Annotated in this window: 1 protein-coding gene; it reads left to right on the top strand. The window is 53.7% G+C overall.

Going from position 1 to position 857, the window contains the following annotated elements; translation table 11 throughout:
• Positions 1 to 352 precede the first annotated feature (352 nt).
• Positions 353 to 832, top strand: a complete 480-nt coding sequence (locus AXFE_RS18085) for a COG3415 family protein (RefSeq protein WP_052607274.1) — start codon at positions 353 to 355, stop codon at positions 830 to 832.
• Positions 833 to 857: the final 25 nt, after the last annotated feature.

Below are 857 nucleotides of genomic sequence, written 5' to 3'. Positions count from 1 at the left end.
TTCGCCACTTGAGAAAACCGAACTTCATCTACCAGCATCTCCAAATAAGGGTTACCCCCAAATAGGGGCTAAAAGGGGGCTTAAACAGGCTCTTGGGGGGAATTCAGCCGAAACTGGGGCTAGGGATTGGATTTGGAACTTTGATTGTGGGGCGCTTTGAAGAGTGTTCCCGACTGCGCTTAGAGTCAGAGGAGTTCCCTCTGGATGGGAATTGGCTCCAGTTCCAGAAGGGTCATGAGTGCGCTCATGAAAGCCTCAGACCTCCGGTAGTTGAGCCGAAATCCCTGTTTTGAACAGGGTTTCTTTTATGTTAGGAATTGCATAAGTCGTTCAATAGTGCTATGATAAGGAGATGAGAAAACGCCGAGAACAAATCGAATTGCTTCCGGGTATGCCTGCGCCATTCAAGCTCACTAAGACGATGGTAAACGGCGAGATGGTGGTGAGCTGGGGGCCTCGGGCAGTTTTCGTCTACGATCCAGCGGACCTAGGAATGCGAAACTTGGCCATCGTGGCACTTACTTCGGCAGGAGCCTCGGGCTTAGAGGTGGCTGCTCTCTTTGAGTTGCGACCCGAATACATCTCGAGATTGCGCGGCAGAGCATCCAAGGGCGGTTCCGCCGCTTTGGTCCCACCCATGGGACGACCCCGGCTTCTCAGTGATGAGGCGATTGCTCAGGCCTATGCCATGGCGGATGCAAACCGTCCAGGGACCGAGATCGCCGCTGCAATTTCGGTCTCGACCGCCACTGTGAGCCGTCTTCTGGCACGGCGAGTTCGCCCTGAGTCCGAACAACTACGCCTCAGCCCATCTTTCCGAAGTGCGTCATGAATGAAAGAGGTTGTAAATCATCTAG

The organism is Acidithrix ferrooxidans, from assembly GCF_000949295.1.
In the GTDB taxonomy this organism is placed as follows: domain Bacteria; phylum Actinomycetota; class Acidimicrobiia; order Acidimicrobiales; family Acidimicrobiaceae; genus Acidithrix; species Acidithrix ferrooxidans.
The sequence above is the reverse complement of the archived record's forward strand: the minus strand, read 5'-3'. Positions and strand labels throughout refer to the sequence as shown.